The organism is Patescibacteria group bacterium (genome assembly GCA_027858235.1).
Lineage (GTDB): Bacteria > Patescibacteriota > Patescibacteriia > Patescibacteriales > BM507 > BM507.
Genome location: JAQIDC010000053.1, coordinates 1 through 7,572, shown reverse-complemented (window position 1 = coordinate 7,572; position 7,572 = coordinate 1). Strand labels below are relative to the sequence as shown.

6 protein-coding genes are annotated in these 7,572 nt (G+C 31.4%); 1 reads left to right on the top strand and 5 read right to left on the bottom strand.

Annotated elements, in window-relative coordinates:
* Positions 1–251 precede the first annotated feature (251 nt).
* Positions 252–2,279, top strand: coding sequence for a DNA topoisomerase (ATP-hydrolyzing) subunit B (gene gyrB, locus PF572_04675; protein ID MDA3840358.1), 2,028 nt, complete (start codon positions 252–254; stop codon positions 2,277–2,279).
* 55 nt (positions 2,280–2,334) lie between these two features.
* Here the strand turns inward: gyrB and PF572_04670 are convergent, their stop codons facing one another.
* The 5 genes from PF572_04670 to PF572_04650 all read right to left on the bottom strand — a co-directional run bounded on the left by PF572_04670 (position 2,335) and on the right by PF572_04650 (position 7,366).
* Positions 2,335–4,590, bottom strand: a complete 2,256-nt coding sequence (locus tag PF572_04670; protein ID MDA3840357.1) for an ATP-binding protein — start codon at positions 4,588–4,590, stop codon at positions 2,335–2,337.
* A 42-nt stretch (positions 4,591–4,632) separates the two neighbouring features.
* Positions 4,633–5,712 carry a DUF2914 domain-containing protein gene (locus PF572_04665; protein MDA3840356.1) on the bottom strand — a complete coding sequence of 360 codons (1,080 nt, stop codon included), beginning with the start codon at positions 5,710–5,712 and terminating at the stop codon, positions 4,633–4,635.
* Positions 5,713–5,886: 174 nt separating this feature from the next.
* Positions 5,887–6,051, bottom strand: coding sequence for a hypothetical protein (locus tag PF572_04660; GenBank protein MDA3840355.1), 165 nt, complete (start codon positions 6,049–6,051; stop codon positions 5,887–5,889).
* A gap of 121 nt (positions 6,052–6,172) precedes the next feature.
* Positions 6,173–6,721, bottom strand: coding sequence for a Type 1 glutamine amidotransferase-like domain-containing protein (locus PF572_04655; GenBank protein MDA3840354.1), 549 nt, complete (start codon positions 6,719–6,721; stop codon positions 6,173–6,175).
* Between the two features lie 120 nt (positions 6,722–6,841).
* Positions 6,842–7,366, bottom strand: coding sequence for a GrpB family protein (locus tag PF572_04650; protein ID MDA3840353.1), 525 nt, complete (start codon positions 7,364–7,366; stop codon positions 6,842–6,844).
* Between the last annotated feature and the right edge of the window lie 206 nt (positions 7,367–7,572).

Genomic DNA, 7,572 nt, shown 5'->3' with positions numbered 1-7,572 from the left:
CCAACTCTAGAAAGATGAAAAATAGGAAGAAAATAGCCAAATTAATGGACCAAATAGATAAAAAACTAGATAGAAGTTATAAATAAAAAGTGTCAATTATGTTCGTGGTCTTGCACATTGTAACAAAAAAATGCAATTAATTGATTTTATCGATATACTTGTATTTTATTCTTATATTTGATAAAATGTAAGTATAAAAGTCATAAATGACTTTATTTTTTAATGTAAAATTAGTAATAAATAATATAAATATGGCGAAGGAAAATGATAAAAAGAAAGTTAATAAAGACTATTCTGCTGACTCAATTACCGTTCTAGAGGGTCTTGACCCTGTCAGAAAAAGGCCGGGAATGTACATTGGCTCAACTTCTGCGGCTGGATTGCATCATTTAATATGGGAGGTTGTTGATAACGGTATTGATGAAGCCATGGCTGGTTTTGCCACCGAAATCACTCTCACCTTGTTGTCTGATGGGATGGTCCAGGTAGAAGATAATGGTCGTGGAATTCCTGTTGGTATTCATAAAGCGACTGGAGTCTCTGCTCTTGAGACAGTGTTAACAAAACTACATGCAGGAGGTAAATTTGGTGACGGTGCTTACAAGGTTTCTGGTGGTCTACATGGAGTAGGTGTTTCAGTCGTCAACGCTCTCTCAACTTATCTTAAAGCAGAAGTTCACCAAAATGGAAAAATTTGGTCTCAAGAATATAAAATTGGTAAACCTAAGTCAAAGCTAAAGAGTGATGGTAAAACAAACAAAACTGGAACTATTATAACTTTTAAGCCAGATGATACTATATTTACTGAACTCGAATTTTCTTGGGGTAAAATCCTAGATAGATTAAGACAACAATCTTATCTTACAAAAGGAATAACCATGATAATTCACGACAGAAGGTCTGACCATTCTGTAAAAGATTATAAATTTCATTTTGAAGGAGGTATTAAGTCATATATTAAAGCCCTTAATCACAACAAAACTGTTAAAAATGAGACCATTTTTTATGTTGAGAAAGAATTACCTGAGGCTAAAGTTGAAGTCTCCCTGCAATACAATGATGAATTTAATGAAACAGCTCTTGCCTTCGCTAATAACATATACAACCAAGAAGGAGGAACGCACTTGGTTGGCTTCAGAACGGCCCTTACGCGTACTATTAACTCGTATGCGAGAGCTCACAACCTCTTAAAAGAAAAAGAAGAAAATCTTACTGGTGATGATGTCCGTGAAGGACTAACAACCATCATTAGTGTTAAAATAACTGACCCTCAATTTGAAGGTCAAACTAAAGGAAAACTCGGCAATGCTGAGGTAAAGAGTGCTGTTGAAAGTGTTTTTGGAGAGAATTTTACTATATTTCTTGAAGAGCACCCCAAAGAAGCTGAAGCGATTATCGGTAAATGTATACTGTCTTCTCAGGCTAGAATTGCTGCTAGAACAGCTAGAGCCAGTATCCTGCGGAAAGGAGCTCTTGACGGAATGACTCTTCCAGGAAAACTTTCAGATTGTTCAAGCAGAAAGGCCGAAGATTCTGAATTGTTTATAGTTGAGGGTGATTCTGCGGGAGGATCAGCCAAACAAGGTCGAGATAGAAAATTTCAAGCAATTTTGCCCCTTCGTGGTAAAATACTTAATGTTGAAAGAGCCAGACTTGATAAGATGCTTGCTAACAACGAAATTAAAAATCTCGTTATAGCACTTGGTACAAATATTGATGACCAATTTGATTTAGAAAAACTTAGATATCACAGAGTTGTAATAATGACAGACGCTGATGTAGATGGATCTCACATTAGAACGCTTCTGTTAACATTGTTTTACAGACATTTTACTGAAATGGTTACCGGCGGACATCTCTACATTGCCCAGCCCCCTCTTTACCAAATAAAAAAAGGAACTTCTTTCAAGTATGCATACACTGAAGAAGAGAAATTTGAAATAATTAAAGAGTATGGCGGAGAATTACAAGAAGCATCCGAGGCAATACAAAATCCTGAAGAATCAGGAGAAGAAACTGACGAAGAAGAAGCTCCCAGGGAAGTTAAAAAAGCTCCACATAAAATTAATATTCAAAGATATAAAGGTCTTGGTGAAATGAATCCAGATCAATTGTGGGAAACAACCATGGATCCCGAGAAACGAGTAATGAAGCAAGTAACGGTTGAAGATGCTGCCGGGGCAGACAAAGTATTTGATATGCTTATGGGTGGAAATGTACTCCCTAGAAAGAATTTTATTCAAACCCATGCAAAGAAAGTTGAAAATTTAGACGTTTAATTTCACTGAAATTAAAAAACAGTTCTTTCCATTGAACTGTTTTTTAATACTTTTTTTATTGTCTCATTCCCCCCTTCGGAATTTCAATAAAGAAAGTTGTTCCTTCTCCTTGTTTTGATTCAAAGAATATTTCTACTCCCACCTTATTTAAAAGTCTTTTTGCTATATACAAACTCATACCTGAACCTTTACTGTTCTTAGTCATTGCATTCTTTGATCTAAAAAATTTATCAAATATAAAATCCTGTTCTTCGTCTGGAATCCCAATACCATTGTCCTTAATGCTTAACAAATAATTAAAGCCTAGTTCCTTTATTTCAATGTCAACAATGGGATTTTTATCCCTACTGTATTCAAGTGCGTTGTCGATGATATCTTCAAAAATTTTTGATAATATCTTTTTATCAATATTGATCTTTATATCTTCTGAGAGTAATTCTTTGTAACTAAATTCCACGCCTGTTACTTGATTTTTCTTTTTACACTCTTCAATCAAGCTTTTAAGAAATTTGGTTATTTCAATTTCTTCTGTTTTTATCTCCAATTCGTCGCTATTTAAAATTTTAATATCGTACAATTTATTAATAACTTCTTTCATATTAACTGCAGACTGATGAATATTTGATATACAGTCTTTTTGCTCCTTGTTTAATTCACCTATCTCACCAGAAGAAAGCATTTCAGTAAATAGCTTAATATAGGCCAATGGGGTCCCAAAATGAGGAGATATCACTGGACCGAAATCGACCTTAGAGCTATCTTTATGCAAAATAATTTCAGAGTTTTCTTTTTGATGAAAAATCATTAAACCCCCAACTATTTTATTATTATAATCTGCAACTTGAGTGATTATGACCTCGAATTTTTTCCCAAGCAGATCAACATTATCTATTCTATAGATTTCGTTAGTTTTTAGTGAAAGGTCTATGTGAAATTCTAAATTATGCTTTGCGAAAATACTATAGAGATTTTTTAAAGAGAGTTTTCTATCACTAATATTTAATATCTTTTTTACCGCAGAATTTTTCAAAACTATATTTTTTGATTTATCATACATTATTATTCCATCAGTAAGTGACTCAATTAAAGATTCAATATTGTCTTTAATTTTTAATTCATTTATTTTATCAAGAAGTTCATCGTTCGATTTCTTCAATTTAATATCCATTTCATTAAAAACTCTTGATAAATCTCCCATTTCATCCTTGGTTTCAATCCTGAGAGGCTCATGTTCAATCCCTCCTCCTATTTTATTGGAAAATTCCCTAAGTTTCAGAATGGGGTCAACAATATTCATAGATACTTTTTTACTTATTAAAAAAGTGGCTAAAATGATTACGATAAGAAAAAATAAGTTAAAAATTTCCAAAAAAAGGAACATTTCTTTTATTTTTTCTGTTCGGATTTCCTTCAATCTAAGTAAGGCGTTATTGGCATCACCTTTAAGGAGAATGGCTACATGATCATCCAATTTTCTAATTTCCAAATCGATTGAATAATCATCAAAGTTTTTGTATTCATTGTCAGCAAAAAAAATATCCAATTGGTTTCTATATTCTTTAAATAATAAAAAAACCTTTGTTCTGTCATCAAATAACGAACTTTCTTTAATGTGAGTTTCAAAATTATTTATTGAAAACAAAAGAGTATCAAGAGACTCTTTATTTGTAGAAGAATACAGGAAGCTTGATTCTAAATTCTTTATTTCATTGTATTTTGACAACGAAAGATAGAAAAAGTTCTTAGTAGAGCTTGCATTTTGAAGCTCACTATCAAAAATTTCTTCTTTTATGAGGTCTCTTTTTTGACTAATTTCATTGAGCTTTAAAGAAATTTTTTCTTCAGAAGTTTTTACATTGACAAAAACTTCTTTTATTCTTTCAAAAGCTTCTTTAAAATATACATGATTAAGTGAAAGTTTATCAACTATTTCAGACCCTTCATCCGAAAAACACTCTTCCTTCAAGCTTTGAATTAGATTATTTGCCTCACTGTAGTCGTTTAAAAAAGTTTTCTCTGAGGATGTAAGTTTTTCATTTCTGCTAACATCATCTTGGTCATCCATCATTAGAATGTGGGAATACTTGTCAATTGACAAATCCTCACTATAAAAAAGATCTGTCAACTTATTCAGCTTTTGTGTAGACTCATAAAAACCGTTCACTTTCTTTAAAGCAAAAATACTTACCCCAACAGGAATAATTATCAAAATAATTACAATAATGAAGCCTAAGTTAAGCTTTTGTTTTATTTTCATCAATTTTTTCTTATCCTTATTATACAATAAAATTGATTTTTCATCAATTTTCATAAGCTAACTTAGGACTGTAGAAGCACAAAATAATACCTGACATTACCAAACATCTCTCTCAAGCTCAATTGGTTCTAAATATTCTTCAATCTTGAATTTTTTAACACCAAGTACCTGACCCTTTTTGTTCGTAGTCTCAATTTTCCACCTACCTGGCCCCAGAGACTGTTTATATGAATAACCCCGATAACCACTGTCCCTTCCTCCTGTCAGAGAGTATGAAAGATTGCTCTTTAGTTGCCACTTTTTTATTTCTTCATCATAAAAATACCATTTATGATAAATCTCTATATTTATATTTGTTGGAGCAAAAATTGAATTATAAAAATATATTATGTCCCCTTCTTGCCATGAAAACGTGTTGCTTGTTTCCCCTGCTTGGAAAAATGAAGATTTTTCATATTCAACCTCGTACAATCCGTTAACTCTCTTTAGATCATGAACTAACTCCGATTCTTTTAGTGATAAAGGAATTGGAGGAATGATGTTTAGAAAATACAATAAATTGAATATGATATATACAGAAGAAATACTAATTAGAACAGGTTTTTTATTTAGGTAAAATCTTTTTGGAAAAAACTTATTAAGAAGATATATAACTATTAAAATTATCACTAGAGAGAAAATACCGCTCAAAACAAATGTATAGTTATTAATTTTTCTTACTATAAGGGGAATTAAAATAACAGAATATGAGAATAGAGCAATAAAAAATATACTTAGCTGAAAAGAAAGTTTCCTATATTTTTCTCTAAATATCTCATTGCCTATAAGGAGAGAAGCTAAGAAAAGAATAGATAACCAGCTTGTTATAAAACTAGCGCTCCTAAAATAAAACACAAAAAACACACTAAACAATCCACCAAAAGAGAATTGCAATAGAGAGGTAAATACTAAATCAGTTTTTCTAAGAAATCTATGTTTAAAATATCCAGCATGTGAAAAATTTAAAACAAAAATACTTAAAAGTGCAATCATGAGATAGACTATAATAAGCAAATTCTCTATCAAGAGATCAATCCTCCGAAGTGTTAAATTATCGACTACAAAGCCACTAAACAGCGCCAAGGGAGAAAGGTATTTTTCATATTTATTAAATTTAATTACAAAAAATTTTTTCATACATAAAAATTATATTTGAAATCTAAAACAGGATTCGAAGCTATTACAACTAAGCCGAGAGTTCTTTTAACATCTGAAATAGAGGAAATAGAGCAATAGAGGGTTCAGGTCTTTTTTTTTGCATTAAAAAAAATTACAACGACATTTAGCGTCAAATCTAGCCCTCATCCTTTTTTATTTCTTTCTCCAATCTTTAATTTCAAGTTTTCCTCTCCCCTTGTCTTCAATGGTTAGCTTTTGTTTACTTTTCCACCCATATTTTTCTATAATTTCCTTAGGGATAGTAACAGAATAACTATAGCTGGATCTTTTTGATAGTTTTATTATTATTTTATTCATAACTATATTATAGCATACTAGTGTCATCTATAGATGATTCTATAGATGACACTAGTATATTTATTGTGGAATTTAAACGCCTCGGGATGTTGAACGATGTTCGAACTTTTTTTTCAGGAAATTAGACTGTAAACATTTTAAATTCATAATCTTTTAAAATTAGTTCTTCTAGCTCTTTGGAGCAATTTGCTAGTCTTTCTTTGTCTTCTCCATCGTAATGACAGATAGTTTTCACTGGAACAAGTTTTAATCCCTCGGAGCATATATCAATAGACTTTGAATAAAAGCAAGATGAAAGAACGTAGGCTCCAGCTGACTCTCCTACCACAACCTTCCCATTAAACAAATCGGAGAGGTTCTTGAAATCAGCAAGAACTGCTAATAGTTTTAAAGTTTTCCCTCCGATTAAATAAATAATATCAGCATTTTTAATTTGTTCTTCTAATTTACCGATCTCTGCAGAATCAAAATTTAGATTTTTATCTATATTGTTTTTTTCAAATTGACTAGCGACAAAATCAATTTTAAATATTTTCTCATCTAGTGCGAAAGGAATAATTAATATTCTTAAATCTTTCTTGTCCAGTGACAAAATCTCACGAAAAAATTCATCATTCATTTCATTCTTATCCAATGCGCCTCCACCATGTAGAATATATTTTGTTTTCATAGTATTTATTTAAATATTTTATTATGGCACAAGCACATGCCTATAACCTCCTTTATAACAACAACACTAATTTTAGCGTTGTTTTGTGTTTTCACGGAGTCGTGGGCGGTATTCTAATCTTTACGGAACTAAATCAAGAATTTTATTTATGAATTCCACTTTCTTCTCATAATATTTTCTAGTAGAATACCCATTACAAGCATATTTCAACTTTTCATATTCTCTCAGTGCTTCTTCGTGTTTTTTTAGGTATTCTTCAAATCTTACTCCATTCATCCATTCATCACTTTCTTTATCAATCAAAAATATATCAAGCTTTTTTTCGTTTTCAATGATTTGAAATCTTATTCTTGTTTGGTGAATGCTTTTGGGCGGACCAAATATTTTAATAAATTCTGGTATTAAAGTTTTTTCGTAAAAATCATTTGGTGGTAACGGAACATATATATCAATTTCATTTTGCCCAGCAGCACCTAAACTAGTAGACCCTCGTTGTTCTACTTTAATATCATTATTGAGACTGCTCTGGATTTTTTCCTTAACCTCTTGGAAATACTTTTGACTCTCTTTGTCAAAAGGAAAAATATTTATTTCGTCATCATCTGGAAGGTGGTCAATCCACTTTTTTTGTTTTTCTGATAGCATGTTTTCATTATACCATAGACAACTTTCGAACCAAAAACAAAGCCAATATTAGCTCTGTTTTTTCTGCTCGAGAACAGGGATTCGAAACTATCATGGCCAAGTCGAGAGTTCATTTGATGTATGTATTTTTAGGGATAGAAAGTATTAACTTTGTGGATTGGATTATCAATACAGGGTTCTCACCACATTACCAATCATAAAAATAA

Coding starts and splice junctions, on each gene's coding strand:
- PF572_04660 (MDA3840355.1), bottom strand. CDS start 6,051: ATGAATAAAATAATAATAAAACTATCAAAAAGATCCAGCTATAGTTAT.
- PF572_04650 (MDA3840353.1), bottom strand. CDS start 7,366: ATGCTATCAGAAAAACAAAAAAAGTGGATTGACCACCTTCCAGATGAT.
- PF572_04665 (MDA3840356.1), bottom strand. CDS start 5,712: ATGAAAAAATTTTTTGTAATTAAATTTAATAAATATGAAAAATACCTT.
- PF572_04655 (MDA3840354.1), bottom strand. CDS start 6,721: ATGAAAACAAAATATATTCTACATGGTGGAGGCGCATTGGATAAGAAT.
- gyrB (MDA3840358.1), top strand. CDS start 252: ATGGCGAAGGAAAATGATAAAAAGAAAGTTAATAAAGACTATTCTGCT.
- PF572_04670 (MDA3840357.1), bottom strand. CDS start 4,590: ATGAAAATTGATGAAAAATCAATTTTATTGTATAATAAGGATAAGAAA.